Source organism: Gordonia aurantiaca (assembly GCF_039939235.1).
Classification (GTDB): domain Bacteria; phylum Actinomycetota; class Actinomycetes; order Mycobacteriales; family Mycobacteriaceae; genus Gordonia.
In genome coordinates this window covers 136,058-162,974 of sequence record NZ_JBDUUF010000004.1, presented here as the reverse complement: position 1 = coordinate 162,974, position 26,917 = coordinate 136,058, and the positions used below count along the sequence as shown (strand labels likewise).

Genomic DNA, 26,917 nt, shown 5'->3' with positions numbered 1-26,917 from the left:
TCGGCATGCTCCGACTCGACCATGGACCCATGACAAGAGACTCTAAACCCATGCCCAATCCGGTGATAAATTGCCCGAACCGATTTGAGGCACAAGAGAATCCGACTTAGGTTTGCCTTACCCAAGCTCTGGGGCCGGTGAATTTCCGGTGTCCGGCTGTTACAGCTTCAGCGAGGAGGTGGGCGTGAATACGGAGATCGACTGGAATGTCCTGCGCCACAAAGCAAATGAAATGGTGTTGCGCGCCTACGCCCCGTATTCGCGCTATCCGGTGGGGGCGGCCGGGATCACCTCCGAGGGCGAGATCCTCGGAGGTTGCAATGTGGAAAATGTCTCATACGGACTCGGGATCTGCGCCGAGGTCTCGTTGATCGCACACCTGGTCTCCCAAGGTCAGCGCTCGGTTCGTGCGGTTTCCGTCGCCGATGCGAACGGAAAGGTCCTGATGCCGTGCGGGCGGTGCCGGCAGGTGCTCCTCGAGCACGGGGGACGTGAACTCCTCGTCGACCACCCGGCCGGGCCCCGCAGGCTGGCCGACCTCCTACCCGACGCCTTCGGGCCCGACGACATCGCCGAGGTGGTCCCGTGAGCGCCGACGCCACCGCCGAAGAGGTCATCCACGCCGTTGCGGTGATCGCCACCAAGCGGGGCGGGCACGAGCTCAGCGACGCGCAGATCGCCTGGATGGTCGACGGCTACACCCGCGGCGAGGTGGCCCCCGAGCAGATGTCCGCGCTGCTCATGGCGATCTGTCTCCGCGGGATGAACCGGCGTGAGATCGCGACGTGGACGCAGGCGATGATCGACAGCGGCCGCCGGCTGGACCTCTCCGGCCTGCGGCGGGACGGAAAGCCGTTGACCACGGTGGACAAGCACTCCACCGGGGGCGTCGGGGACAAGATCACGCTACCGCTCACCCCGCTCGTCGCGTCGTTCGGCGTCGCGGTTCCGCAACTGTCCGGTCGCGGCCTCGGCCACACCGGTGGCACACTCGACAAGCTGGAGTCGATCCGGGGGTGGCGCGCCGAGCTGACCACAGAGGAGATGTTCGCCCGGCTCGAGGAGGTGGGCGCGGTCATCTGCGCCGCCGGTGCCGACCTCGCGCCCGCCGACCGCAAGCTCTACGCGCTGCGCGACGTCACCGGAACCGTCGAGTCCATCCCGCTCCTGGCCAGTTCGATCATGAGCAAGAAGATCGCCGAGGGCACCGCGGCGCTCGTCCTCGACGTCAAGACCGGCTCGGGCGCCTTCCTGCCGAACGAGGACGACGCGCGCGAGCTGGCGTCGACGATGGTCGAGCTCGGCCTCGACGCCGGCGTGGACACCCGCGCGCTCATAACCGACATGAGCGTGCCGTTGGGACGGGCCGTCGGCAATGCCGTCGAGGTCGCCGAATCCCTCGAGGTCCTCGCCGGTGGCGGGCCTGCCGATGTCGTCGAGCTCACCCTGGCGCTCGCCCGTGAGATGCTCGACGCCGCGGGGCTGACCGACGCGGACCCGGCCGAGCACCTGGCGAACGGCCGGGCGATGGATGTGTGGCGGGCGATGATCTCCGCCCAGGGCGGCGACCCCGATGCACCGCTGCCGGTCGCGCGGCTTCGGGACGATCTCACCGCCGACACCGACGGTGTCGTGACCGAGGTCGACGCCCGCGCGGTCGGGGACGCCGCGTGGCAGGCCGGCGGCGGACGGTCGAAGCCCGGGGAATCGGTGGCCGCCGAAGCGGGCGTCATCGTCCACGTGCGGCCCGGCGACCGGGTTCGCGCCGGACAACCGCTGTTCACGCTGCACACGCAGGATGAGCACCGCATCCCCGGCGCACGGGCGTGCCTGCGACGCGCGGTGCGGATCGAGCCCGGCACGGAGGCGCCCGACGCGGTCGATTCCGACACGGGGGCCTCCGCCACCCGGCCGTTGATCATCGACCGCGTTAGGTTCACCAGATGACGACGCTCGATGCCGCACACCTCAAGCTCGCACCAAAGGTCCTCTTGCACGATCACCTCGACGGCGGCCTGCGCCCGGCGACGGTACTCGAACTCGCGCACGAGATCGGGTACGACCGGCTGCCCGCCGAGGACGTCGAGGGTCTGGCGCGGTGGTTCCGCGAGGCCGCTGACAGCGGCTCGCTGGAGCGGTATCTGGAGACCTTCGAACACACCGTCGCCGTGATGCAGACCGTCGGCGCGCTCGAACGGGTGGCGCGCGAATGCGTCGAGGACCTCGCGGACGACAACGTCGTCTACGCCGAGGTGCGCTACGCACCCGAACAGCATCTCGAGCAGGGTTTGACCCTCGACGAGGTGGTCGAGGCCGTGCTGCGCGGTTTCGCGGACGGGGAGCGGATCGCCGCCGCCCGGGGCAAGAACATCACCGTGCGCTGCCTGGTGACCGCGATGCGCCACGCGGCGCGGTCACGCGAGATCGCCGAGCTGGCCGTGCGCTACCGCGACCGTGGCGTCGTCGGATTCGACATCGCCGGCGCCGAGGCAGGCCATCCGCCGACGCGGCACCTCGACGCGTTCGAGTACATGCGTGCCAACTCGGCGCCGTTCACCATCCACGCCGGCGAGGCGTTCGGACTGCCGTCCATCCACGAGGCCATCGGCTTCTGCGGCACCGACCGGCTCGGTCACGGGGTGCGCGTCTTCGACGACATCGAACTGCCCGAGGGGGCCGATCTCGCCGCGCGGTCGTTCGCGGGCGCGAAACTCGGGCTCATCGCGAACGTGGTGCGCGACAAGCGGATTCCGCTGGAGTTGTGCCCGAGTTCGAACGTGCAGACCGGTGCGGTCGCCTCCCTCGCGGAGCATCCCTTCAACGTGCTGGCGCGACTCCGGTTCCGGGTCACGGTGAACACCGACAACAGGCTCATGAGCGACACCTCGATGACCAAGGAGTTCTCGCTGCTCGCCGACCAGTTCGGCTACGGCTGGGCCGATTTCGAACGCTTCACCGTAAACGCCATGAAGTCGGCGTTCATCCACTTCGACGAACGGCTGCAGTTCATCGACGACGTTATCAAGCCGGGTTACGCCGTGCTCATGGGCTAGCCGGGCTAGCCCTTCTTGACCAGCCGTGCCTCGAAGTCGTGTTCGAGAGCGCGCCATGCCTCGGCCTCGTTGTCGAACGGCCCGCTCGGGGCCATCCGCTTCGGGTCGGGGTTGAGGGCGTAGTCGATGAACCAGCCGAGGGGCGTGGTCGAGCCGAGGGTCTCGGCGACCGTGTCGTCACCGGCGTAGTCGGCGGCGTCGGTCAGCAGCTCGACGGCGAGGTCGAGCTGATCGCGATCCATACGGCGCGGGCCGTCGGCGATGTCCTCGGAGATGCCGGGCAGGACGTACACGTTGTCGTCGATGACGTCGAACTCCAGCGAACCGTTGGTCGCCTCGGCGCGGATGTCCTCGAAGGTCGACAGGTCGGCGAGATCGTGATCGTTCTCGTCGGCGAGGAACCGTGACAGGGCGCGGGGCGAGGTGAACACGAAGATCTTGCCATCGGCGCCGAGGAAGACCGGGTCGTCGCCGAGGTAGCAGCGCAGGGTCCAGAACTCGTCGCCACGGGTGACGATCTTGATCGGGTCGATGCCGACCGACGCCCAGAAATCGTCTTCGTCGTCCTCGTCGTCGTACTCGTCTTCGTCGTCCTCGTCGTCGTCCTCGTCCTCGTCCTCGGCGGGCTCGACGATCTCGATGTCCTCGTCCTCGGCCGGCTCGTCCTCGTCCTCGGCGGATGCGGCGGCCTCGAGTTCGGCCTCGGCGGTCTCGACGACCTTCGGGTCGACCTCGGGGACGGTGATGACCTCGTCGATGGCGTCGAGGACGTCGTCCCAGTGCTTGGCGATGAGCCGGCCGATGCGGACCCAGAGGTCGAGGCCCTCGCGGCCCTCGAAGTTGCGGGTACCGGTGGTGACGGCGCCCAGGATCGGGTTGCCGTTGAAGAACTTGGTGATCGGCGTCAGCTCGCAGACCTCGCCCAGGATGCGCACGATCTCGAGCGCGTCCTCGAGTTCGGCGATGACCTCGGGGGTCGGGTCCTCGGCCGCGAGCTCGGGAACGCCGACGAGGTCGTACGTGTGCCGCTCGTCGGGGATCAGCTCCTCGGCCCGCACCTGGACCAGGGTCGGCCAGGCCGGGTGCTCGATGAGGTCGTTGTCGGAGTTGGTGCGCACGAACGCGGCGAGTTCGGCGACGCCGGGGAGGACGTAGAGATCCTCGTCGAGTCCGAGGAACGCCTCCCACTCGTCGTCACCCTCGCGCCAGCGGGGTGCCCACAGGGTGAAGCTGTTTCCGTCGGTGAGTCCGAGCTCAATCGGGACGATGTCTCCGGCCATGGGGACACAGCCTAGCGATAGATGACCGCGGATCCAGTAGTGGGCCACACATAGGGCAGATGCCTCTTCACGGCCCGCGCACAAGGGTCGTCACCTGGGCCGTCGCAGGGCTTGCTCCGCGAGTGTCTCATCGCGGCCGGAAGAAGCCCTCGAAGGTCTGGTCCAGATTGGTGGTCCGCAGCGGCGACACACCGACGGGATCCCCGGCCTCGATGAGCTGGCCGTTGCCGATGTACATGGCGACATGCCCCGACCACACCGCGAGATCGCCGGGTTGCAGCTCCGCCTGCGACACCCGGTACCCGGCCGTGTCCTGGTCCTGCGCGAGCCGCGGGAGTTCCAGTCCTGCCTGGCGGTAGGCCCACTGGGTGAAGCCGCTGCAGTCGAAACCGGCGGGGGTGGTGCCGCCCCATACATACGGAACGCCGCGCTGGCCGAGCGCGGCCCGCACCGCCGTGGCGGCCCGCTCGTCGGGTGCATATGCCACCGATCCATCGGGCAGCGTCACCGGGACGCCGCCCGGCACCGGCGTCGTGGACGCCTGCGCGATCTCGGCGCCGGGCGCCGCAGCCGTGTCCGGAGCGAGACGTCGGGCGAGTTCGGTCATCGCCGCGGTGTCGCCGCGCAGGTCCTCGCGGGTGCGGGCGACGATCTCGATTCCGCGCCCGAGATGCTCGGCGGCCACCGGGACCATGGCCATCAGCCCGGCGGGGCTGAACAACTGGTCGCCGAGTGCTCGCGAGTGGCGTTCCAGCGAATCCACCAGCTCGTCGATCATGGTTGCCGCCGCATGCACCTTGCGGCCGGCGCTCTCGACGAGCCGCGCGAACTCGTCGGCATCCTCGATCAGAAGCGTCATCCCGCGCTGCACGGATCGGGCAGCGGCGAAGGCGGCGCTCCCGCCGGCGCCCACCCATCCGGCGCGTGCCGCGTCGGTCGCGGCCTCCGAGCCGCGGCGCGCCGTGGCGACCGCGGATGCGGCGACCCGGAGACGGTCGGCGGGATTGCCCGGCGCGAGCACGCCGGTGCCCAGCGCGGTGAGCAGTGCGCGCAGCGGTTCGACGAAGACCTCGGCACCCGCCATCAGAGGCTCAGCTCCTTCGCGGCGGCGCGGTCACAGTCGCAGTGGTCCGCGTCCGCGCGCTGCGTCGTGTCGGCGAGCCGCTCCTGGCGGCGTGCGGTGGAGGACAGATTCTCCCGATGGAGACGAAGGAACTCGACGACGGCGGCGAGGAACTCCGCGCCGATCAACCCGAAGGTGATCGCGAGATCGACGATGGCGGCCTCGTCGTCGCGCACCTGGTCTCCCACGATCGCGGACGTGCTGCGGTGCGCTGAGGAGAAGCCTTGCAGCGCAGTGGAATCGACCAGGATGCGACCGTGGTCGGTGGGGTGGAGGGGGGTGGTGGCGGATCGGGAACCGAGGGTGTGCGGGCTCATGGGATTTCGACGTGCCGCGCGTCGATCCGGTTCCATCGGATTGCGTCCGCGGCCCGCGCGGCGTGGTCCGGTGCGCACATCCGCCCCAACCCGCGCGGCCGGCTCGGCCAGGAAATAGGGTGGTCGCCATGGAACGCCTGATCGTCGATCACCCTCTCGCCGCCGCCCGACTCACCACCATGCGCGACGAGACCACCGACAACGCCGGCTTCCGCGCGGCGCTCTCGGATCTCACCCAGATGCTGGTGTACGAGGCGCTGGTGGGCGCGCCGTCGACGGAGGTGCAGATCAGGACCCCGCTCACCGAGTTCACCGGGTCGCGGCTGGCCGAGCCCCCGCTGCTGGTGCCGGTGCTGCGTGCGGGTCTGGGCATGGTCGAGCAGGCGCACGCGATGGTGCCCGAGGCGCAGGTGGGCTTTGTCGGGATCGCCCGCGACGAGGAGACCGCGCAGCCCGTGCCGTACCTCGAGTCGCTGCCCGACGACCTGGCGGGACACCCCGTCTTCGTGCTCGATCCGATGCTCGCCACCGGCGGCTCGATGCTGCACACCATCGACCTGCTGGTCGCGCGCAACGCCACCGACATCACCGCGATCTGCGTCGTCGCCGCCCCGCAGGGCGTGGAGGCGCTGGAGAAGTCCGGCCACCCGTGCCGTCTTGTCGTCGCCGCGATCGACGAGGGTCTCGACGAAGCGAACTACATCGTGCCCGGTCTCGGGGACGCCGGTGACCGTCAGTTCGGCCCGCGATGGACCTCCGCCTCACGGTGAGTGAGGTGCCCGTCGGCCCGGTCGAGGCCGACGGCGGTCGAGTCCGGCCGATGGCCGTGCCGGTGAGTCAGCCGAGCGGGCTCCAATAGGCGATCATCGGCTCGTCGGACAGCACCGAGTCACCGTCGACGATCGTCAGCCGCGACGGCGACACCAGATAGCGCACCGACCCGTTGGTGGCCTCGAACGTGTTGCCGACCCGGGTCGGGTACTGCAGTTCGATCGACCCGTTGGGCGCCGCGCCCTTGTAGTACCAGCGTCCGCTCTGGTTGCCGACCTGGCAGATGACCACGCGTGAGCGGGCGGTCATCCCGATCGCGACGGCCGGGTCGTCGGCGGCATTGCAGCGCGGCCCGCTCGTGAAGCCCTGCCAGTCGGCGCCGGGCACCGTCGGCAGCGGCCGGCCCGGGACCGTGGTCGTCGTGGTGGTCGTGGTCGGGTTCGCGCCCGCCGCCGGGGACTGCGTCACCGTGCTCGTCACGGTCTGCGGCGCGGCGGTCGTGGTGGTGCTCGCCGCCACCTCGTCGTCGGGGTCGTCGGCGGGGATCAGCAGGAACGCCGCCAGTGCGCCGACGACCACCAGCAGGACGCCCGCGACGATCGCCACGAGCACTGCGGGCGACGACCACGGCGATCGTGGTGGCTCCGGCGGCGGACCCTGCGGATACCCGGCCGGTCCGTACCCGCCCGGGTAACCGCCCTGCCCGTAGGGGTCGGAGTTCTGGGGATATCCGCCCGGACCGTCCGGTGGGTACGTCATCGTCCTCCTCGGGAAGTGGCGCTCCGGCTGCTGGAGACGGTTCTACAGTTCGGCGATGATCTGGGCCAGCAATTCACCCATTCGTGTCGCAGACGCACGGCCCACCTCGAGCACCTCGGTGTGGCTCAGGTGCTCGCCGGTCATGCCGGCGGCGAGGTTGGTGACCAGGGAGACGCCGAGGACCTCGAGGCCGGCCGCGCGGGCCGCGATCGTCTCGTGCACGGTCGACATGCCGACGAGATCGGCGCCGAGGGTGCGCAGCATGCGGACCTCGGCCGGGGTCTCGTAATGCGGGCCGGGCAGGCCCGCGTAGACGCCCTCGGCGAAGGACGGATCGACCCTGCGCGCGATCTCGCGCAGGCGCGGCGAGTAGGCGTCGACGAGATCCACGAACTGCGCGCCGACGAGCGGGGAGCGCGCCGTCAGGTTGAGGTGATCGGAGATGAGCACCGGCTGACCCACCGACATGTCCTCGCGCAGGCCGCCGGCCGCGTTCGTGAGGATCACGGTGTGCGCGCCGGCCGCCGCCGCGGTCCGCACCGGATGCACCACACGGGCGAGGTCGTGACCTTCGTAGGCGTGAATCCGGCCCAGCATCAGCAGAACCCGGCGGTCGCCGATGTGGACCGAGTGGATCACCCCGCCGTGGCCGGCGGCCCTGGGTGGGGTGAAGCCGGGGATCGACGACATCGGCAGCGACCGGATCGGGGTGCCGAAGGCGTCGGCCGCGGGGGCCCAGCCCGACCCGAGGATGACGGCGACATCGTGTGCGGCGGCGTCGGTCTCGGCGGCGATGGTGGCGGCAGCGGTGATGGCCGCGGCGTCGGCGTCAACGGTCGGATCCATGCGCCAACCCTAAACAATCGACCGTGCCGCGGTGCGGTATGGCGGCGGTCGTGCCGATTGCAGGTCACGCGGAGCGATAAGGTCAGGTCATGCCATATCTCAACGAGGCCGCCGACGTCGTCGAACTCCATCTCGGCGCGCCGGGAGTCGAACTCGACGAGTCGAATCCGGAGAACCGATTCCGCCTGGAGTGGCTCGACGAGGTGGAACGGCTGCTCGCTGAGGTGAGTGCGAACCCGAAGCCGCTCGTGCTGACCGCGACCGGGAAGTACTTCACCAACGGTCTGGACACCGACCACATCTTCGCCGCGCCGGATCAGCTCCCCGCCTACCTCGACCGTGTGCACGCACTGTACTCGACGATCCTCACGCTGCCGGTTCCGACGGTCGCCGCGATCAACGGTCACGCCTTCGGCGCCGGGGCGATGCTCGCACTCTGCGCCGACCAGGTGATCATGCGCACCGAGCGCGGGTTCTGGTCTCTGCCCGAGGCGGCGCTGAACATGCCGTTCACCCGCGGGATGGCGACCCTGCTGCGAACCCGCCTGACAGATCGCACCGCCACCGAGGCGATGTACAGCAGCCGCCGCTACGGCGCCGACGACGCGGTGGCGGCCGGCATCGTCGACGAGGCGGTGCCGGTCGAGCGGCTCGCCGCCCGCGCCGCCGAACTGGCCGCGGCGCGCGCCGGCACGGTCGGCCCCAACCTGGCCGTCATCAAGCGCGGGCTGCGCGGGCCGTTGCTCGCCGACCTCGCGCTCCCGACACCGGCCGGGGTGCTGGCATGACCGGCATGGAGTCGGTGATCGCCGTCGAGGGCGGTGGTCCGATCGACGAGTGGCTCGCCGCCCACTGGGACGAGCTGGTCGGCTGGCGCCGGGACATCCACGCGCATCCCGAGCTGTCACGTCAGGAGATCCGCACCACCGAATTGGTGATGCGCGAGCTGACCGCCGCCGGTCTGCGGCCACGTCGCCTGCCGCTGGGCACCGGCGTCGTCTGCGACCTCGGTCCGGAGGGGGAACCGCGCATCGGTCTGCGCGCCGACATGGACGCGCTGCCGGTCACCGAACACACCGGTCTCGCGTTCACCTCGAAGGTCGAGGGCGTGTCGCACTCCTGCGGCCATGACGCGCACACCGCGATCCTGATCGGCGTCGCCAAGCTTCTCGCCGAGGCCGAACCGCTCCCGGTCGGCGTGCGGCTCATCTTCCAGGCCGCCGAGGAGGTCATGCCGGGTGGCGCGCTCGACGCCATCGACGCCGGGGTCACGCGCGGTCTCGGACGGATCTTCGCACTCCACTGCGACCCCCGGCTGCCGGTCGGCACCGTCGGCCTGCGACAGGGCCCGCTCACCTCTGCGGCCGACCACATCGACCTCCAGCTCCACTCGGCGGGCGGCCACACGTCCCGGCCGCACCTCACCGGCGACCTCGTCTACGCGATGGGCACCGTGATCACCGGTCTCCCCGGCGTGCTGTCACGCCGTGTCGACCCGAGATCGGGGACGGTCATGGTGTGGGGCGCGGCCAACGCCGGCAGCGCCCCCAACGCGATCCCACAGGAGGGGCGTCTGCGCGGGACCGTGCGCACCGGCGACCACGGCACCTGGGCGACGCTGGAACCCCTCGTCCGCAGCATCGTCGGCGAACTCGTCGCACCCCTCGGGGTCCGCTACGACCTGTCCTATATCCGCGGGGTGCCGCCGGTGGTCAACGACGAGGTGGCGTTCCGGATGCTCGAACGGTCGGTCGCCGCGATCGGTCCCGACGCGGTCGCCGACACGCCTCAGTCGCCCGGCGGCGAGGACTTCTCCTGGTACCTCGAACAGGTGCCCGGCGCGATGGCGCGGCTCGGGGTGTGGGACGGCAAGGGGCCGCAGGTCGATCTGCACGCACCCAACTTCGACCTCGACGAACGCGCACTGGCCATCGGCGTGCGCACCCTCGCGGGTGTGGTGCTCAACGCGCGCAACACCGCCGAGACCATCTAGCGGGACGACCGCGCTCAGGGCTCGATCGGGCCGGGGCCGGGCCCCACGTTGCGCGCCTCACGCAGCCGCAGATCCTGCACGTATTCGGCAGGCGCGCCGGCGACCTCCGCGGCGTCGGCCATGACACCCAGATAGCGGGCCGAGGGGAGTCCGCCCTCGTAGGCGTCGAGCACATACAGCCACGCCAGCACGGGTCCGTCGGCGGTGTCGACGCGTGCCCGGATCTTCCGGTGGAAGCCGAGTTCGGAGCCCTCCCACCGGTCGAGGAGCTGCTCGTCCTCCGGCGGGACGTCGTACAGCACGACGAAGACACGGGCGTTCGGGTCCTCGCGGTCCTCGGTGACCGTGGCCAGGGAACCCTCCCAGCCGATGTCCTCGCCACCGAAGGTCAGCCGCCATCCGTTGAGCCATCCCGTACCCGCCATCGGTGAGTGGGGCGCGCGCTGCGCCATCTGCTCGGGGTCCATGTTGGAGCCGTAGGCTGCATAAATCGGCACGGGTGGAGCCTAGTGTGTCGACGCCCTCGTCGGGAAGATGACCCGCGCGCCGTCGACAGTGGCGTACGCCGCATGTGGGACCATCCGCATGGAGTCCCGCAACCCGACAGGACTAGCTTGGTAGGAGGTGCGACCCCATGCGACGGTCGCCCAGGAGAGCACGCACCACCCCGCGCGGCTCGACCCCGGACCGGTGGTCCGGCACGAGGGTGCCGTCAACCACCCGGTCCGACAGCCCAGTTCGCCCACCGACCAACACGCACGCCGGGCGCACGACTTCTCACGAGGACGTCGCGGCGAGACCCGTGCAGGACAGGAGTGCACAGTGACCAGGATCGTCATCATCGGCGGCGGACCGGCGGGATACGAGGCGGCACTGGCGGCAGCCGCATACGGCGCCGACATCACGGTGATCGATTCGGACGGCATCGGCGGCGCCTGCGTGCTCTGGGACTGCGTCCCGTCGAAGACCTTCATCGCCTCCACGGGCATCCGCACCGAGGTTCGCAAGGCCGTCGACCTCGGCATCAACATCAAGACCGGTGACGCCCTGGTCAGTCTCCCGCAGATCCACCAGCGCGTGCGCGACCTCGCGTTCGCCCAGTCCGCAGACATCCGTTCGCGCCTCGTCAGCGAGGGCGTGACGCTGGTGAACGGTACCGCCGTCCTCGCCGAGACCCAGCTCGGTGTCGCGACCCACGGCGTCATCGCCACCCTGGAGGACGGAAGCACCCAGCGCTTCGAGGGCGACGTGGTGCTGATCGCCACCGGCGCGTCGCCACGCATCCTGCCCGACGCCCGGCCCGACGGCGAGCGGATCCTCACCTGGCGTCAGCTCTACGACCTCGAAGAACTGCCCGAGCACCTCGTCGTCGTCGGCTCCGGTGTCACCGGTGCCGAATTCGTGCACGCCTACACCGAACTCGGCGTGAAGGTGACCCTCGTGTCCAGCCGCGACCGCATGCTGCCGCATGAGGACGAGGACGCCGCCCTGGTCCTGGAGGACGCGCTCGCCGAGCGCGGTGTGGAACTGGTCAAGCACGCCCGGGCCGACAAGGTCGTGCGCGAGGGCGACGCGGTCACCGTGCACCTCGCCGACGGCCGCTCGGTCACCGGCAGCCACGTGCTCATGACCGTCGGCTCGGTTCCCAACACCGCCGACCTGGAGCTCGAGCGGGCGGGCGTCGAGGTCGACAGGGGCGGCTACATCCGCGTCGACCGTGTCTCGCGCACGTCCGTCCCCGGCATCTACGCGGCGGGCGACTGCACCGGCCTCCTGCCGCTCGCGTCGGTCGCGGCCATGCAGGGCCGCATCGCCGTGTACCACGCGCTCGGCGAGGGTGTCAGCCCGATCAAACTGAAAACCGTTGCGTCGGCGATCTTCACGCGTCCGGAGATTGCGAGCGTCGGTGTCTCGCAGAACGCGATCGACGCCGGCGAGTACCCGGCCCGGACCGTGATGCTGCCGCTGGCGACCAACCCGCGCGCCAAGATGAGCGGCCTGCGCCGCGGTTTCGTCAAGATCTTCTGCCGCCCGGCGACCGGCGTGGTCATCGGCGGTGTGGCGGTGGCGCCCAACGCCTCCGAGCTGATCCTGCCGATCGCGCTGGCGGTGCAGAACAAGCTCACCGTCAGCGACCTCGCGCAGACGTTCTCGGTGTATCCGTCGCTGTCCGGGTCGATCACCGAGGCGGCCCGCCAGCTCGTCCGGCACGACGACCTGGACTGAATCTCCCGGCCGGATCTCCCTGCCGGCTGCCGCCGTGCACAGCCCCGGCACGGGCTTCGGATGCGGCCGCGGACCGCGGTAGGGTCATGAGCATTCTGTCCGGTGACGGGGTCGTGCCGGGCATCCGCACCGCGACTTCGGGGGAGGCGTCGTGACGAACGATGCGGCCGGCGGCACGGAGGAGGGCCTGTTCGGTCCGGCGTCCCTCTCCGGCGGCGCCCGCACGGACTGGCTGACGCTGGGTATCGACGAGATCATCGACATCCTGCACACCATGGACCCCGGCAGCGCGCAGGGCGACGTCAACACGATCCTTCAGGCGATCGATGCGGTCCGGCGCGCCGCCGCCCGGCTGGACGGGCTCTTCCCCGACGACGGCTTGCGTGGTCTCTCCGCCGACGCCGCGGTGCAGGCCGGACGAGACCTGGCCGCCGCGATGCAGTCGACGCTGGCGACCGCGAGCGTAGTCGGCGACATGCTGGGCCAGGCCGCCGGGATCGTCGGGTCGGCGCGCGGGCAGGAGGGTCGGCTGCAGGATCTTCGCCGACGGCTCCGGGAGAAGCCGGAGGGCGCGCCACAGGTCCGCTACGAGGCCGATGAGCTCATGGGGTCCACCTACTCGACGCCGATGCAGGGCGTGCAGCGCAGACTTCCCGTGGAGTCGACGTTTCCGGCCGCGGTCGTCCAGGGCGTGGGCGGCATGACGGGTGCGTCGTCAGGGGGGTCGTCGGGCGACTCCACGCGCGGGCAGGCCGCCAACGCCGTCGACGCCGGCGACTTCGGGCGACGCACCGCCCCGTCGGTACCGGCCACCGCGCCACCGGTCGCAACCGCGCCGGGCGGCGCCGGGCCCGCCCCGTCGGGCATCGTCTCCTCGACCCCGGCGGGATCGTCGACCTCCGGCGGTCGTGGACTCGGCGACGACCCCGACGGTCTGCGTCGGGGAGCGCGCGGCCTGCCGGAGCGAGCCGGGGAGCGGGCCGTCTCCGGTGACCCGCGTGGCACAGATGGGCACGGCACCCACGGCGCAGGTCACGCCGGGGCCGGAGCCGGTGGGACGCCCGAGTTCGTCACCCCGATGCCGATGGCGCCGCCATGGTCGTCGCCGGGTGCCGCCTCGGCGTCGGCGACGCCGAGCGTGCCGGGGCCACGGGCGATCGCGCCGTCGGCAGGCCCGCTCGGGGCGACCCCGATCGGTCGTCGCAGCGGCAACGACGACGAACGCCACAAGACCGCGCCGTACCTGCACAACCGCGAGCACGGCGCCGAGATCGTCGGCGCGCTGCCGCTGGTGGGGCCGCCCGTCGTCGGCGACTGGACCCCGCATGCGCCTGCGGTGCCACCGAGTCAGCATCCGGCCCCGGCGACATCGGAACCCGCTCCGGAACAACATGTTCCGTCCGGGACCACGGGGCGTTCCGCCGAGCGGGTCGAGTCCCGGACGGAGCCCGGCGGCGAGGGCGTCGCGAACGAACGGCGGGGTAACACATGACCGCGCTCACCGCGGCCGAATGCGGGAGGTCTCGATGCTGAACCGCGTGGACCGGCTGCCGGGCGGGGTCGCCCGCCTGGTCGCCGAGGTGTCCGACGACGACGTCATGCGATGTCTGCACCTGCTGGTGGCCACGGTCATGGACGTGACCGGCGCGGCGACCGGAGAGGTGCGTGATGTGATCCGGCAATGGCGGCAGCAGGGGAGTGCCGACGTGGCCGGCGTCGCGGCATTGAGAGCCGTTGCGGCACAACACGATTTCGATGGGTTCGCGCATCAGTGGCGCGGCGACGTCGAGCGGCAGCGGGACAGCTTCCGGCGCGCCCGGGCGATCGACTGCATCCTGGCCGCCATCTCCGTCACCACGGCCGGCCAACCGCCGCGGGCCGCGCTCTCCGAGGCCGCCTACGAAGCGTCCGCGGCCCTCGGCGGGACCGCGGGTGTCGTGGGCGTCCTCGCCGACTTCGTGGTCTGAATCCGTTGCGGCGCAGGACGGATGCCCGCCGTGCGGATGGGGATCGTCAGGCGAGTCCGAAGCTGTGCTCGACCGCCCGGTTCCACTCCGCGTAGAGCCGTTCGCGCTCACCGGCGTCCATCGCGGGATTCCAGCGCTTGTCCTCGGCCCAGTTCGCGCGGATCTCGTCCTCGCTCTCCCAATACCCGACGGCCAGCCCGGCGGCGTAGGCCGCGCCCAGCGCGGTGGTCTCGTTGACCACCGGACGGACCACCGGGACGTCCAGGATGTCGGCCTGGAACTGCATGAGCATCTCGTTGACGACCATCCCGCCGTCGACCTTGAGCGTCGACAGTGCCATGCCGGAGTCGGCCTGCATCGCCTCGATGACCTCCCGGGTCTGGAATGCGCTGGCCTCCAGCGCCGCTCGCGCGAGATGCCCCTTGTTGACGAATCGGGTCAGGCCGACGATCACCCCGCGGGCGTCCGACCGCCAGCGCGGCGCGAACAGTCCGGAGAACGCGGGCACGAAGTAGGCGCCGCCGTTGTCGTCGACCTCGGCGGCGAGGCGCTCCACCTCGGCGGCGGTGTGGATGATCCCGAGGTTGTCGCGCAGCCACTGGATGAGCGAGCCGGTGACCGCGATCGATCCCTCGAGCGCGTAACGGGCGGGCTGATCGCCGATGCGGTAGCAGACCGTCGTGAGCAGGCCGTGATCGCTGAACACCGGTTCGGTCCCGGTGTTGAGCAGCAGGAAGTTTCCGGTGCCGTAGGTGTTCTTCGCCTCACCCGGCGACAGGCACGCCTGACCGAAGGTCGCGGCCTGCTGGTCGCCGAGGATGCCGGTGAGCGGGACGCCGGGCAGCGGGCCCTGACCGCGCAGCGAACCGAAAGGGCCGGAGGAGCTGCGGATCTCGGGCAGCATCGACATCGGGATGCCCATCTCCGCGCAGATCTCTTCGTCCCAGTCCAAGGTGCGCAGATTCATGAGCATGGTGCGCGAGGCGTTGGTGACGTCGGTGACGTGGACACCGCCGTCGACCCCGCCGGTCATGTTCCAGGCGAGCCAGGAATCCATTGTGCCGAAACACAACCGGCCCGCCTCGGCCTTTTCGCGCAGTCCGTCGACGTGATCGAGCAGCCAGCGGATCTTCGGCCCGGCGAAGTAGGTGGACAGCGGCAGCCCGGTGCGTGAGCGGTAGCGGTCGACGCCTGCGTCCCCGGCGAGATCGTTGCACAGGTCGTTGGTGCGGGTGTCCTGCCAGACGATCGCGTTGTAGACGGGCGCGCCGGTCTCGCGGTCCCAGATCACCGTCGTCTCGCGCTGATTGGTGATGCCGCAGGCGACGATGTCCTTGGCGGTCAGCTCGGCCGATGCCAGGGCCGCGGCGCCGACGCGGCGCGTGTTGCGCCAGATCTCGGCGGCATCGTGCTCGACCCACCCGGCGCGGGGGAAGATCTGCTCGTGTTCGATCTGCTCGACGCCGACCACGCGTCCGGCGTGGTCGAAGATCATCGCCCGGGTGGAGGTGGTGCCCTGGTCGATGGCCGCCACATATTTGCCTGAACTACCCACGCCCGTCAGTGTCGCACGCTGTGAGGTGGGCGCAGATCAATTAGGCTCGGCGAGTATGAACACCGAGTTCAACCCGGACCGGCCTGCGGACATGGGTCCGCTCTACCGCGCCGAGGCGTGGCGCCGACTCGGTGAGGAACAGTTCGACATCGTGGTGATCGGCGGCGGGGTGGTCGGTGTCGGATGCGCACTCGACGCGGCGACCCGTGGCCTGCGGGTGGCGCTGGTGGAGGCCCGCGACATCGCGTCGGGTACCTCGAGCCGGTCGTCGAAGATGTTCCACGGCGGACTCCGCTACCTCGAGCAGCTCGAGTTCGGGCTCGTCCGTGAGGCCCTGCGGGAACGCGAGCTCTCCCTGCGATTCCTGGCGCCGCACCTGGTCAAACCGCTGCCCTTCCTCTATCCGCTGACGCAACGGGTCTGGGAGCGGCCGTATGTCGCCGCCGGCCTGTTCCTCTACGACCGCATGGGTGGTGCCAAATCGGTTCCCGGCCAGCGGCACGTCACCCGGTCGGGTGCGCTGCGGGTCGCTCCGGCGCTCAAACGGGATTCGCTCATCGGTGGAATCCGCTACTACGACACCGTCGTCGACGACGCGCGGCACAGCCTCACCGTGGCGCGGACCGCGGCGCAGTACGGCGCGGTGATCCGGACATCCACACAGGTGGTCGGCTTCCTCCGCGAGGCCGACCGCGTCCTCGGGGTGCGAGTGCGCGACACCGAGAACGGCGAGATCGCCGAGGTTCGCGGGCATTGCGTCATCAACGCGGCCGGGGTGTGGACAGACGAGGTCCAGGCGCTGTCGAAGCAGCGCGGCCACTTCCGGGTCCGCGCTTCCAAGGGCGTCCACATCGTGGTCCCGCGCGACCGCATCGTGAGCGAGACGGCGATCATCCTGCGCACCGACAAGTCGGTGCTCTTCGTGATCCCGTGGGAGACGCACTGGATCATCGGCACCACCGACACCGACTGGAACCTCGACCTCGCCCACCCGGCGGCGACCCGCGCCGACATCGACTACATCCTGGAGCGGGTCAACGAAGTGCTGGTGACGCCGCTGACGCACGACGACATCGAGGGAGTGTACGCGGGACTGCGTCCGCTGCTGGCCGGCGAGGACGACGAGACGTCCAAGCTCTCGCGCGAGCACGCGGTCGCGACCGTCGCCCCGGGCCTGGTCTCCATCGCGGGCGGCAAGTACACCACCTACCGGGTGATGGCCGCGGATGCGGTGGACGCCTGCAACGACTTCATCCCGACCCGTGTGGCGCCGTCGATCACCGAACGCGTCCCGCTGCTCGGCGCCGACGGCTACTTCGCGCTGATCAACCAGTGCGAGCATCTGGGACAGCGATATGGCCTGCACCCGTACCGGATCCGGCGTCTGCTCAACCGATACGGCTCGCTCATCGACGATGTCCTCTACTACGCGCAGGAGGACCGGTCGTTGCTCGCCCCGCTGGCGGCCGCACCCCAGTACCTGCGCGTCGAGATCGTGTACGCGGCCATCGACGAGGCGGCGCTGCATCTCGAGGACGTGCTGGCCCGCCGCACCCGGATCGCCATCGAGTACTCGCACCGCGGCGTCGACTGCGCCGAGGAGGTCGCCGACCTGCTCGCGCCGATCCTGTCCTGGTCACCCGAGCAGCGCGACTTCGAGATCGCCAACTACAAGGCGCGGGTCGAGGCGGAGATCGCGTCGCAGCAGCAACCCGACGACGACTCCGCCGACGCACTGCGGGCCGCCGCTCCGGAGGCGCGCAAGGAGAACCTAGAGCCGGTTCCCGTCCCCGACTGAATCCCGCCGCGAGCGGGACCTAGGTCCCTGTTACCCTCACCCGACAGCGGGGCAGTATCGGGATCAGGGGGACCAGAGAAGGGACGGATCATGACAGAGACTCCGGTTCAGGTGCTCGGCCCCGAAGAGGCCTGGGAACTTCTCGGCTCGGGCGAAGTGGGCCGCCTGGCAACGTGTGTCGGCGGTGTGCCGGATGTCTACCCGGTGAATTATCACGCCGCGGACGGCAAGATCATCCTCCGCACCGGCGAGGGCACCAAGCTCTCGGAGCTCGCGGTCAACGACCGGGTCGCCTTCGAGACCGACTCCTACACCGACGACGGCGGCTGGAGCGTGATCGTCAAGGGACAGGCGCGGATCCTGACCGGCGTGCGCGAGATCGAGGAGGCCGACAAGCTCCCGCTGCACCCCTGGATTCCGACGCTCAAGTACAACTACGTCGAGATCGCCGTCGACGAGATCACCGCTCGCCGTTTCGAATTCGGTCCGGAGCCGGAGCGCTATCCGGTGTAGGGCCGTGCTCAGGTCTGGCACCTCGGGCACCAGTAGATCGACCGCTCGCCGCCGGTCGATACCAGTTCTCCGCGTCTGATGACGGTCGCGCACCGGCGGCACAGTTGTCCCTGGCGGCCGTACACCCACATGCGTCCGTTGGGAGAGGTGTTGCCGGTGGTCGTCCGGGCTGCGCGTAATCGGTTGGCCCACAGGAGCCGTCGGCTCAGGTCGACCATCGGGCCCAGGTCGACCGCGCCCGCCGGCCGGGTGGGCAGCACCTTGCGCAGGTAGCAGATCTCGCTGCGGAACACGTTGCCCACCCCGGCCATGAGTCGCTGGTCGAGCAGTGCTGCACCGATCGGCTGGTCGGGGTCGGCGGCGAGTCGTCGTATCGCCTCCTCGCGATCGAAGTCCTCGGCGAGCAGGTCCGGCCCCAGATACGACAGTGCGGCGTCGGGATCGGCGAGCAGTTCGAGGGTGCCGAGGTCGAAGCCGACCGCCTCGTGGGTCTCGGTGCGCAGCACCACGCGCGCCTGGAAGGCGGGACGACGCCAGCGACGTCCGATCGGATGGACATGCCACACGCCCTCCATCTTCAGGTGCGTGTGGATGCTCAACCTGTCGCCGGCGCCCGGTGCGCTCTCCGCGACGTCGATGAGCAGATGCTTGCCCTTCGACCGCACCGACTCGACGGTGCGGCCGGTGAGATCCGCGGTCGCCAGCGACGGGATGCGGAACTGGGTGAACGCCAGCCTCCGGCCGTCGAGCGCTCTCCGCAATCGGTCCGCCGCGGCGTAGACGGTGTCGCCCTCAGGCATGGGTGCCGTACCTCAGCCGGATGCCGCGTGGGGTGGTCGCGAACCCCGCCTCGACGAGGACCTTGCCGAAGTCGGTGGCACGCACCGGCTCCGAATCGATCTGGTCGATGGTCAACCGCGAGACCCGGCCCGCCTTCACGAGGGCGACCAGGGCGCCGGCCGCCGACTCCAGAGCCGGGATCGAGTCGGTGAACGTCAGCAGTGTCTTGCCGCCGCGCTCGACGAAGCACACGAGTTCTCCGTCGACCATCACCACCAGCGCACCGGGTTTGCGGCCGGGGCGATGCCCCGCCTCGGCGTCGCGGGACCGCGGCCACTCCAATGCGGCGCCGAACGGATTGGCCGGGTCGGTGGCCGCGAGCACCACCGCCTCCCGCGGCGGCTTGCGGTCGGGGAGCGCATGGCGTCGCAATTCGTCGACGGTCGCGGGGGAGGCGAACTGCGCGCCGCCGAGTCCCTCGACGTAGTAGCCGCGCCGGACCTGTCCGCTGTCCTCGAAGACGTTGAGCGCCTTGTAGACCCGAGCGAACCCGCCGGTGACCTCCTCGGTGGTGACACTGCCGCGGGTGATCACGCCGTAACGGGCGAGCAATTGGTCGCACAGCGCCTGCGTCGCGACCGTCGGGTCGATCTCGGGCCGGTCGAGGGCGAACCAGCGTCCGGCCGCGGTGGGGGACACAGACGGGGTCTCGGTGTGCCCGGCGAGGTAGCGCGCGGACAGTCGCCCGGCGCGCAATCGTGGCGCGTGCCCTCGGGCGCGGTGCGCGGGCGCCGACCGCGGCGACGACGGGCTGCGCCGGGGGTGGAGCAGCGCGCGGACCGGCGCGAAGGTGTCGTTGCTGACCTGACCGGCCCACACCAGATCCCACAGGGCATCCTCCACCTCGGCCGACGGTGCGGTGGTGCCGGTGGAGATGCCGGCGGTGATCTGCGGGAACCGCAGCGCGCCACCGGGCTCGAGCGCCGCGGTGATGGCGTCGTGGATCGCGGTGGTGTCGATGGGATCGGGATCGGGCAGGGTGAACGCCGCGACGTCGGCGGGATGCAGGGCGATCCACCCGTCGGCGTTGCCGATGCGGCCGTGGCCGGACCACACCACCTCGCCGGTGCTCAACAGTTCGTCGAGCATCGACGGCGCATAGTCGGAGACCCGCGCGGGCAGGATCAGCGACTCCCACGCCGACGCGGGCAGCGGATGGCCGGCGAGCTGGTCGATCACCGTCGCGACCCCGTCCACGCCGCGCAGCACGGTGTCCGGGGAGGCGTGCTGCCAGTCGAGCAGGAACCGCGTGAGGACCTCGGGGCCGACCGGCGCCACCTCGGCCCGGCTGGCGGCGAGCGATCCGCGCCGGATCTGACCCAGCACGTCGGTGTGACACCACTGTGTGGTCGACGGAGTTCCGGAATCCGTTGTCGCGTCGCCGGTTCCGGAGTCGGGCAGGAAGTCTCCCTCGACCACGCGCCGCTCGGAGGCAAGGCGGGTGAGGGTGTCCCGGACGACGGCCGTCGCCAGCCCCAGCGCCTGCGCGGCCTCGGGGATGGTGAACGGTCCGTGGGTGCGGGCATAACGGCCCACGAGGTCGCCGACGGGATCGGGCACGGGTTCGAGGTAGGCGGCGGGGACCCCCATCGGCGCCGGCACACCGAGTGCGTCGCGGAGTCGGGCGGTGTCGTCGATCGAGGCCCACAGTGGCCGGCCGTTGTGGTTGATCGAGATGATCTGACCACCCCGGTGGAGGTCGGCGAGCACGCCGGCGACCGATTCCTCGCCGCGGTAGCGGGCCTGCACCTCCTCGGTGGTCAGCGGGCCCAACCAGCGCAGCAGGTCGACGACGTCCTCGGCGTCGCGGGCCTGCCGCTCGGGCGCCAGGCGCTGCAGCCGGGCGATGACCTCGGCGATGACGCCGGGGTCGAGCAGTTCGCGCAGGTCGACCCGGCCGAGCAGCTGGGCGAGCAGGCTCGTGTCCAGCGACAGCGCGGCCGCGCGGCGCTCGGCGAGTGGGGCGTCGTCGGCGTACATGAAGGCGCCCGCGTAGTTGAACAGCATCGACGCCGCGAACGGCGAAGGGCTGGGTGTCTCGGTCTCGACGATCCGGATGCGCCGGGCGCGGATGCGGGTGAGCAGATCGAGCAGGGCCGGGAGATCGTAGACGTCCTGCAGACATTCCCGCACCGCCTCCAGCACGATCGGGAAGTCCGGGAATTTCGACGCGACCGCAAGGAGGTTCGCGCTGCGCAGCCGTTGCTGCCACAGGGGCGCCCGGCGGCCGGGATCGCGGCGCGGCAGGAGCAGTGCGCGGGCGGCGCATTCGCGGAACCGGGAGGCGAACAACGACGAGTCGGCCAGCCCGTCGGTCACCAGCTGTTCCAGCTCCTCGGGGTCGAGCAGGAACATGCCCGCGCCGGGCGGGTCGTCGTCGGTGTCGGGAAGACGCAGGATGATCCCGTCATCGGTTGCGGTGGTGGCGTTCTCGAGTCCGAGCGTCGCGACGAGCCGCTGTGAGATCGCGCTCGCCCACGGCGCGTGGACCCGCAGGCCGTAGGGGGAGTGCAGGATGACCCGCCAGTCGCCGAGCTCGTCGCGGAACCGTTCGACGACCAGCGTCTTGTCGGTGGGCAGGTGTCCGGTGGCCTCGCGCTGCTCGGCGATCAGGTTCGCGAGATTGGTGCGGGCGTTCTCGGTGAGCCCGAGGCGTTCCACGTGGGCGTCGAGCTTCTCGGCGTCGGCGATGGTCCCGGTGAACGCGCCGATGGCGGCGCCGAGCTCGGCGGGCCGGCCCACCGCGTCGCCGATCCAGAACGGCAGTCGGCCCGGTTGTCCGAACGCCGGGGAGACCAGGACCCGGTCGTGGGTGATGTCCTCGATGCGCCAGCTCGTCGCGCCGAGCGCGAAGACGTCGCCGACGCGGGACTCGTAGACCATCTCCTCGTCGAGTTCGCCCACGCGCGTGGCCTTTTCGCCGACCATGAACACGCCGAACAGGCCGCGGTCGGGGATCGACCCGCCGGAGGTGACCGCAAGTCGTTGGGCGCCGCGGCGTCCGGTGAGCACCCCGGCGTCGCGGTCCCAGTTCACCCGCGGCCGCAGCTCGGCGAACTCGTCGGACGGGAACCGGCCGGACACGAGGTCGAGGGTCGCCTCGTAGACGCCACGCCCGAGCTCCCGGTACGGCGCGGCCCGGCGCACCACCTCGTACCAGTGGTCGACGTCGAGGTCGTCGACCGCGGCGGCAGCGATGGTGTGCTGCGCCAGGATGTCCAGGGGATTCTTCGGGACCCTGATCTCCTCGATCTTCCCGTCGAGCATCCGCTCGACGGTCACCGTGCAGTGCAGCAGGTCGGTGCGGTGCTTGGGATACAGCACGCCCTGGCTGACCTCGCCGACCCGGTGTCCGGCGCGACCGATGCGCTGCAGGCCGCTGGCCACCGACGGCGGCGCCTCCACCTGGATGACGAGGTCCACCGCGCCCATGTCGATGCCGAGTTCGAGCGAGCTGGTCGCGACCACACACTTCAGGCGTCCGGTCTTCAGGTCGTCCTCGATCTGGGCGCGCTGCTCCTTGCTGACCGAACCGTGATGCGCACGCGCGAGCAGGGGCTCGGCACCCGCGGTCCCGCCGCTGCCCATGATGGTGGCCGGGGCGCCGCCGGGCACGGTCGGATTCGCCTTGGCGTCGAGTTCCACGCCCTGTCGCTGTGCGTGGATCTCGTTGAGCCGGGCGGTCAACCGTTCGGCCAGGCGTCGCGAGTTGGCGAACACGATCGTCGCCCGGTTGGCCTCGATCTGGTCGACGATCGACGCCTCCACGTACGGCCACAGCGATCCGGCGGTCGGGGAGAACGCGTCGTCGAGCTCGGCGTCTGCGCCCTCGGGTCCCGGAGGCGGCGGGATGTTCGCCATGTCCTCGACCGGCACATCGACGCGCAGGTCGAAGGTCTTGGCCGCTCTCGGTTTCACGACGGTGCACGGCGCCGCCCCGGAGAGGAACCCGGCGACGACGTCGGGGGGCCGGACGGTGGCCGACAACCCGATGCGTTGTGCGGGTTTCTCGAGTAGTTCGTCGAGACGCTCCAGGGACAGCGCGAGGTGTGTGCCGCGCTTGGTCGACGCGACCGCGTGCACCTCGTCGACGATGACCGCCTCGACGTCGGCGAGGGTGTCGCGCGCCGCCGACGTCAGCATGAGGTACAGCGACTCGGGTGTGGTGATCAGGATGTCGGGCGGGGCCTTGATCAGGCTGCGACGCTCGGCCGCCGAGGTGTCGCCGGACCGGACGCCGACGGTGATGTTCGGCTCCGGCAGGTTCAGTTCCTGGGCGGCGCGGGTGATGCCGGTCAGCGGCGCGCGCAGGTTGCGCTCGACGTCGACCGCGAGCGCCTTCAGCGGCGAGATGTAGACGACGCGGGTGCCGGTGCGTCTCGGCTCGGCGCCGCGTTCGGCGGCCTCGGCGGCGAGCCGGTCGAGCGCCCACAGGAACGCCGCGAGGGTCTTGCCGGAGCCGGTCGGAGCTATGACCAGGGTGTTCGCCCCGTCGGCGATGGAGGTCCAAGCGCCCGTCTGGGCGGCGGTGGGCGTGGTGAAGGCACTGGTGAACCATCGCCGCGTGGGAGCGGTGAAGCGGTCGAGCACCGATGGGCGGGGCATTCCTCCACTATGTCTCACGGGTGCGACACCCGGCGGTATACAATCGTCTCACGCCTGTACGGGGAATCCGGTGGGAATCCGGAGCGGTCGCGCCACTGTGAACGACGACATCCGACGCGGTCGAGGGATTCGACGGTGTCTGTACGTCGACGTGAGTCAGGATGCCGTGCCGGCGTGACGTTCCACAACTCTCCGACGCGAGATCGGCGAAAGGACACCCACAGATGAACACCGGTACCCCTGCTCCCGGTATCCCGACGGCGAACGTCGCGCCACGCGCACTCGCCGTTCCGAACCTCTCCGCGGCCCGGGCGGCCGTCTGGCTGAGCCTGACCGTGCTCTTCGCGGCGCTGGCCTACTACTTCCTCGGGTACGACCAAGGGGTCGTGTCGGTGTTCGGCGAGAACACCTACGTGCACGAGTTCGTGCACGACGCCCGCCATTTCCTGGGCTTCCCCTGCCACTGAGTGGCCCGACGAGGGACAAGTCCACATGGAGAAGAAACTCATCGGCGCAGGACTGTTCGCGGGCCTGATCGCCGGGATCGTGTCGTTCGTGTTCGCCCGGTTCTACCTCGAACCGGTCGTGTCGAGGGCCGTCGACTACGAAGGTGAGCGCTCGGCGGCCGAGGAGGCGCTCGCGCACGCCGCGGGCGGGCATCATCACGGCGAGGGCGGCGAGGTCTTCACCCGCGCCATGCAGGAGAACCTCGGTGCCGGGATCGGCAACCTCGTGTTCGCGCTGTGCATGGGCGCGTTCTTCGCGGTCGCGTTCACCGTGCTGTGGGCCCACCTCGGCAGCCGTCACCCGGCCACCGATCCGCGTGCCGTCGCAGGCGCGCTGGGCGTCATCGGTTTCGTCGCGGTCTTCGGCGTGCCGTTCTTCGCCTACCCGGCCAATCCGCCGGCGGTCGGTGACGACGACACCATTGGCGACCGCACCGGGGCGTTCCTGACGATCAGTGTCGCGTCGGTGGTGCTCGCGATCGCCGCGGTGGTGTTGGCGCTGTGGCTGCGCCCGCGGATCGGCGGGTTGGTCTCGGGCGTCGTCGGAGGCGCCGCCTACCTGATCGCGGTCGGCATCACCATCGCCCTGCTGCCGTCGTTCCACGAGGTCCCCGGACCGGTGCGCGACGATGCGGGCCAGATCGTCTTCCCGGGTTTCCCGGCAGACGTGGTGGGCGATTTCCGCGTGTACGCGATCACCAACCAGGTCATCCTCTGGACGGTGCTGACGCTGACCTTCGCGGTCGTGCTGGGTGCGATGACGCGGTCGAAGAGCGCTTCGCGCGTCACGGTCGGCGCCGGCCGGGGCTGATCCGGGTCGCTGACCCGTGCCAGGACCGACACGGCAACCACGGATGCAGATCATCACCGCAGGGCGCACCGGTCCGAACCGATCGGTGCGCTTCGGCGATGATGCGCCGCTGGACGACCGCGGACGCCGCGACATCCTCGCGCTCGGGGCGACCGACGAGGTCGAAGCCGTCCTCGCCTGCGGCCCCGAACCCGCGACCCTCGAGAGCGCCCGGTTGCTCGGCGCGCCGATCGAGCAGATCGCCGACCATGCGCTGCGCACCCTCGACGTCGGGGCGTGGGCCGGTCTGACCCCCGAACAGGTCCCGCCGCACGAGCTCGCCGCCTGGTTCACCGACCCGTCCTCGGCACCGCACGGCGGGGAGAGCGTCGCGGGCTTCGTCGCCCGTGTCCACGCGTGGCGGGACCGGATGCTCGACGACCTCGCCGGGCGGGCCGTCGTCGTCGCGATGCCCGTCGCCCAGGCCCTGTTGTGCGTCGACGCCGCGGAGTACTTCCGCGCCGAGGTCCGGCCCGCATCCGTCTGTCGGTGGCCGTACGCGAGCGCCGAAGAGACGGATTCGTCGCAACGTACCTAGACATCGCGGGTGACTCCTGACACAGTTATGTCGACAAACTGAAACGTGTTCCACCTCGGTGGCACTGGTCTGGGAGAGTGACGATGTTCGAGTGGTCCGAAGAAGATCTGATGGTTCGGGACGCGCTGCGCGCGTTCATCGACAAGGAGATCCGGCCACATGTCGACGAGCTCGAGTCCGGCGAGCTCCCGCCCTATGACATCACCCGGAAGCTGCTGCGGACCTTCGGCGTCGACCAGATGGCCAAGGACTCGTTGGAGCAGGAACTCGCGGCCGAGGCCGCCGGCGAGAAGAAGGAGTCCTCCGGCGGCAGTGGCGGCGCCATGGGCGGCTCGATGTTCATGATGGTCAATATCGAACTCGCCGGTGTCTGCCTCGGCCTCGTCGCCTCGCTCGGCGTGAGCATGGGGCTGACCGCCTCGACCATCCGCAGCCGTGGCACGCTCGCGCAGAAGAAGCGCTGGCTCCCCGAACTGGTGACGATGGAGAAGGTCGGCGCCTGGGCCATCACCGAACCCGACTCGGGCTCGGATGCGCTGGGCGGCATGAAGACCACCGTGCGCCGCGACGGCGACGACTACATCCTCAACGGTCAGAAGACCTTCATCACCAACGGCCCGTACGCCGACACGATCGTCGTGTTCGCCAAGCTCGACGACGGCAGCGACACCCCGATCCGCGATCGCAAGGTGCTCACCTTCGTCCTCGACAAGGGCATGCCCGGTCTCACGCAGGGCAAGCCGTTCAAGAAGATGGGCATGATGAGCTCGCCGACCGGTGAGCTCTTCTTCGACAACGTCCGGCTGGGCAAGGACCGGTTGCTCGGCGAGACCGAGGACACCGGCTCCGACGCCCGCGGCGCCGAGGGCGCCAAGGCCGGGTTCGTCGCCGAGCGCATCGGCATCGCCGCGCTGTCGCTGGGCATCATCAACGAGGCACAGCGCCTGTCGGTCGACTACGCCCGGAACCGCAAGCTGTGGGGCCGGCCGATCGGCGACTTCCAGCTCATCCAGCTCAAGCTCGCCGAGATGGAGATCGCGCGGATCAACGTGCAGAACATGCTGTTCAACGCGATCGAGCGCGCCAAGGCCGGCAAGCCGTTGAGCCTGGCCGAGGCGTCGGCGATGAAGCTGTACTCGTCGCGGGCGGCGACCGATGTCGCCATGGAGGCGGTCCAGCTGTTCGGCGGCAACGGCTACATGGCGGAGTACCGGGTCGAGCAGCTCGCCCGGGATGCGAAGTCGCTCATGATCTACGCGGGCAGCAACGAGATCCAGGTAACCCACGTCGCCAAGGGCCTGCTGCGCGGATAGCGGTGCGCCAGAGAATCCGAACACCGTCTCGGTTTCGTCATTGACCTGCTCTCCGAACCGCTGA

The 26,917-nt window shown here is 70.2% G+C and carries 24 protein-coding genes and 1 riboswitch; of the genes, 15 read left to right on the top strand and 9 right to left on the bottom strand.

What is annotated here, in order from left to right; translation table 11 throughout:
* Positions 1 to 184 precede the first annotated feature (184 nt).
* Genes ABFT43_RS10210 through ABFT43_RS10200 form a run of 3 tightly spaced genes read left to right on the top strand, consistent with a single transcriptional unit; the run spans position 185 to position 3,053 of the window.
* Complete coding sequence (locus tag ABFT43_RS10210; RefSeq protein WP_347960238.1) at positions 185 to 589, top strand: cytidine deaminase; 405 nt, start codon at positions 185 to 187, stop codon at positions 587 to 589.
* Positions 586 to 1,947: a thymidine phosphorylase gene (locus ABFT43_RS10205; RefSeq protein WP_347960237.1), complete on the top strand. Its 1,362-nt coding sequence runs from the start codon at positions 586 to 588 to the stop codon at positions 1,945 to 1,947. Before ABFT43_RS10210 ends, ABFT43_RS10205 begins: the two co-directional genes overlap by 4 nt.
* On the top strand, positions 1,944 to 3,053 hold the full coding sequence (locus ABFT43_RS10200) for an adenosine deaminase (RefSeq protein ID WP_347960236.1): 1,110 nt from the start codon (positions 1,944 to 1,946) through the stop codon (positions 3,051 to 3,053). Before ABFT43_RS10205 ends, ABFT43_RS10200 begins: the two co-directional genes overlap by 4 nt.
* 5 nt (positions 3,054 to 3,058) lie before the next feature.
* Here the strand turns inward: ABFT43_RS10200 and ABFT43_RS10195 are convergent, their stop codons facing one another.
* The 3 genes from ABFT43_RS10195 to ABFT43_RS10185 form a co-directional block, all read right to left on the bottom strand.
* Complete coding sequence (locus ABFT43_RS10195) at positions 3,059 to 4,333, bottom strand: primosomal protein (RefSeq protein WP_347960235.1); 1,275 nt, start codon at positions 4,331 to 4,333, stop codon at positions 3,059 to 3,061.
* A gap of 127 nt (positions 4,334 to 4,460) precedes the next feature.
* Positions 4,461 to 5,417, bottom strand: coding sequence for a C40 family peptidase (locus tag ABFT43_RS10190; RefSeq protein ID WP_347960234.1), 957 nt, complete (start codon positions 5,415 to 5,417; stop codon positions 4,461 to 4,463).
* Positions 5,417 to 5,773 (bottom strand): type VII secretion target, encoded by a 357-nt coding sequence (locus tag ABFT43_RS10185; protein WP_347960233.1) that lies wholly within the window; start codon positions 5,771 to 5,773, stop codon positions 5,417 to 5,419. The genes ABFT43_RS10190 and ABFT43_RS10185 overlap by 1 nt, the downstream gene beginning before the upstream one ends.
* Before the next feature lie 128 nt (positions 5,774 to 5,901).
* On the opposite strand from ABFT43_RS10185, the gene upp reads away from it, so the two are divergent.
* Positions 5,902 to 6,543 (top strand): uracil phosphoribosyltransferase, encoded by a 642-nt coding sequence (gene upp / locus ABFT43_RS10180; protein ID WP_347960232.1) that lies wholly within the window; start codon positions 5,902 to 5,904, stop codon positions 6,541 to 6,543.
* 67 nt (positions 6,544 to 6,610) lie between these two features.
* On the opposite strand, the gene ABFT43_RS10175 is transcribed toward upp, so the two are convergent.
* A complete protein-coding gene (locus tag ABFT43_RS10175) occupies positions 6,611 to 7,303 on the bottom strand; it encodes a hypothetical protein (RefSeq protein WP_347960231.1) in 693 nt (230 codons plus the stop codon).
* Positions 7,304 to 7,345: 42 nt separating this feature from the next.
* Positions 7,346 to 8,149, bottom strand: coding sequence for a purine-nucleoside phosphorylase (locus ABFT43_RS10170; protein ID WP_347960230.1), 804 nt, complete (start codon positions 8,147 to 8,149; stop codon positions 7,346 to 7,348).
* 89 nt (positions 8,150 to 8,238) lie between these two features.
* On the opposite strand from ABFT43_RS10170, the gene ABFT43_RS10165 reads away from it, so the two are divergent.
* Positions 8,239 to 8,937 (top strand): enoyl-CoA hydratase/isomerase family protein, encoded by a 699-nt coding sequence (locus tag ABFT43_RS10165; RefSeq protein ID WP_347960229.1) that lies wholly within the window; start codon positions 8,239 to 8,241, stop codon positions 8,935 to 8,937.
* Between the two features lie 5 nt (positions 8,938 to 8,942).
* Positions 8,943 to 10,142, top strand: a complete 1,200-nt coding sequence (locus ABFT43_RS10160; protein ID WP_347960447.1) for an amidohydrolase — start codon at positions 8,943 to 8,945, stop codon at positions 10,140 to 10,142.
* Between the two features lie 14 nt (positions 10,143 to 10,156).
* Here ABFT43_RS10160 and ABFT43_RS10155 read toward each other — a convergent pair whose 3' ends face one another.
* Complete coding sequence (locus ABFT43_RS10155; protein ID WP_347960228.1) at positions 10,157 to 10,639, bottom strand: gamma-glutamylcyclotransferase; 483 nt, start codon at positions 10,637 to 10,639, stop codon at positions 10,157 to 10,159.
* 325 nt (positions 10,640 to 10,964) lie between these two features.
* On the opposite strand from ABFT43_RS10155, the gene ABFT43_RS10150 reads away from it, so the two are divergent.
* From ABFT43_RS10150 to ABFT43_RS10140, 3 genes are all read left to right on the top strand, one after another.
* Complete coding sequence (locus ABFT43_RS10150; RefSeq protein WP_347960227.1) at positions 10,965 to 12,368, top strand: NAD(P)H-quinone dehydrogenase; 1,404 nt, start codon at positions 10,965 to 10,967, stop codon at positions 12,366 to 12,368.
* Positions 12,369 to 12,519: 151 nt separating this feature from the next.
* On the top strand, positions 12,520 to 13,860 hold the full coding sequence (locus tag ABFT43_RS10145; protein ID WP_347960226.1) for a hypothetical protein: 1,341 nt from the start codon (positions 12,520 to 12,522) through the stop codon (positions 13,858 to 13,860).
* A gap of 34 nt (positions 13,861 to 13,894) precedes the next feature.
* The gene (locus ABFT43_RS10140) at positions 13,895 to 14,335 is read left to right on the top strand and encodes a hypothetical protein (protein ID WP_347960225.1); all 441 of its coding nucleotides are present in this window, start codon (positions 13,895 to 13,897) and stop codon (positions 14,333 to 14,335) included.
* A 46-nt stretch (positions 14,336 to 14,381) separates the two neighbouring features.
* On the opposite strand, the gene glpK is transcribed toward ABFT43_RS10140, so the two are convergent.
* Positions 14,382 to 15,869, bottom strand: coding sequence for a glycerol kinase GlpK (gene glpK, locus ABFT43_RS10135; RefSeq protein ID WP_347960446.1), 1,488 nt, complete (start codon positions 15,867 to 15,869; stop codon positions 14,382 to 14,384).
* Positions 15,870 to 15,945: 76 nt separating this feature from the next.
* Here glpK and glpD point away from each other — a divergent pair, with 76 nt between their 5' ends.
* Positions 15,946 to 17,688 carry a glycerol-3-phosphate dehydrogenase gene (gene glpD / locus ABFT43_RS10130; protein WP_347960224.1) on the top strand — a complete coding sequence of 581 codons (1,743 nt, stop codon included), beginning with the start codon at positions 15,946 to 15,948 and terminating at the stop codon, positions 17,686 to 17,688.
* A 90-nt stretch (positions 17,689 to 17,778) separates the two neighbouring features.
* Complete coding sequence (locus ABFT43_RS10125) at positions 17,779 to 18,201, top strand: pyridoxamine 5'-phosphate oxidase family protein (RefSeq protein ID WP_347960223.1); 423 nt, start codon at positions 17,779 to 17,781, stop codon at positions 18,199 to 18,201.
* Between the two features lie 8 nt (positions 18,202 to 18,209).
* Here ABFT43_RS10125 and ABFT43_RS10120 read toward each other — a convergent pair whose 3' ends face one another.
* Both ABFT43_RS10120 and ABFT43_RS10115 read right to left on the bottom strand, forming a co-directional pair.
* On the bottom strand, positions 18,210 to 19,001 hold the full coding sequence (locus ABFT43_RS10120) for a DNA-formamidopyrimidine glycosylase family protein (protein WP_347960222.1): 792 nt from the start codon (positions 18,999 to 19,001) through the stop codon (positions 18,210 to 18,212).
* Positions 18,994 to 23,646 carry an ATP-dependent helicase gene (locus ABFT43_RS10115; protein WP_347960221.1) on the bottom strand — a complete coding sequence of 1,551 codons (4,653 nt, stop codon included), beginning with the start codon at positions 23,644 to 23,646 and terminating at the stop codon, positions 18,994 to 18,996. The genes ABFT43_RS10120 and ABFT43_RS10115 overlap by 8 nt, the downstream gene beginning before the upstream one ends.
* Position 23,647: 1 nt before the next feature.
* Positions 23,648 to 23,834, top strand: a riboswitch (cobalamin riboswitch).
* 36 nt (positions 23,835 to 23,870) lie between these two features.
* Here ABFT43_RS10115 and ABFT43_RS10110 point away from each other — a divergent pair.
* The 4 genes from ABFT43_RS10110 (at position 23,871) to ABFT43_RS10095 (ending at position 26,853) form a co-directional block, all read left to right on the top strand.
* Positions 23,871 to 24,113 carry a CbtB domain-containing protein gene (locus ABFT43_RS10110; protein ID WP_347960220.1) on the top strand — a complete coding sequence of 81 codons (243 nt, stop codon included), beginning with the start codon at positions 23,871 to 23,873 and terminating at the stop codon, positions 24,111 to 24,113.
* A 25-nt stretch (positions 24,114 to 24,138) separates the two neighbouring features.
* Positions 24,139 to 24,963, top strand: a complete 825-nt coding sequence (locus ABFT43_RS10105) for a CbtA family protein (protein ID WP_347960219.1) — start codon at positions 24,139 to 24,141, stop codon at positions 24,961 to 24,963.
* Between the two features lie 43 nt (positions 24,964 to 25,006).
* Positions 25,007 to 25,540: a histidine phosphatase family protein gene (locus tag ABFT43_RS10100; protein ID WP_347960218.1), complete on the top strand. Its 534-nt coding sequence runs from the start codon at positions 25,007 to 25,009 to the stop codon at positions 25,538 to 25,540.
* A gap of 83 nt (positions 25,541 to 25,623) precedes the next feature.
* The gene (locus tag ABFT43_RS10095) at positions 25,624 to 26,853 is read left to right on the top strand and encodes an acyl-CoA dehydrogenase family protein (RefSeq protein WP_347960217.1); all 1,230 of its coding nucleotides are present in this window, start codon (positions 25,624 to 25,626) and stop codon (positions 26,851 to 26,853) included.
* Positions 26,854 to 26,917 lie beyond the last annotated feature (64 nt).